A 537-nucleotide genomic window follows, 5' to 3' on the forward strand; every position below is an offset into this window, starting at 1 on the left:
CTAAGATCCAAATCAAAACTGTTAAAATCTTGCTCTGAAATCGCGTTGAGAGCGCCACCACTAGTGAAATCGCCATTGCCCTTGGCTTTAAACTTTCCCTCAAGGTTAAGCTCACCACCTGTGACAATGGTCAAATCTCCATCACTGTTGACTTCTGCCAAACGGTGCTCACTGCTTTGGGCGTTATAATGCCCTTTTTCCAATGTCTCTTTATGGTCACTCTCTAGCACTAATGAACCAAACGTAGCAGAACCACCGACAATCACCGTCGTTGATCCACCACTGCTCCATTGCCCACCGCTCATGCTTAAATCGCCAAGGGATTGAATATTTAAATCCTGTATAGAAATGATTTGAGCCTGCTGCCCATCTCGATCAACAAAACCATATCCATTCGTGTCACGGATTTTAGCGGTACCATCAATGATTGTCTCAGCATTGAGGGTGATGATATCCCCCAGAATAACACCGGAAGAATTGGCTAAAAGCCCTTGGCTGCTCAGATCTACAGCACCGCTGCCAAGCAAAAACCCACCA

1 protein-coding gene is annotated in these 537 nt (G+C 45.8%); it reads right to left on the reverse strand.

Going from position 1 to position 537, the window contains the following annotated elements; all coding sequences use genetic code 11:
• Positions 1-537 (reverse strand): hemagglutinin repeat-containing protein (locus ACFIJJ_RS10170; RefSeq protein ID WP_375646867.1); only part of this gene is annotated, 537 nt, incomplete at both ends.

It is taken from the genome of Bartonella sp. TT29SHDZB, assembly GCF_042193395.1.
GTDB lineage: Bacteria > Pseudomonadota > Alphaproteobacteria > Rhizobiales > Rhizobiaceae > Bartonella.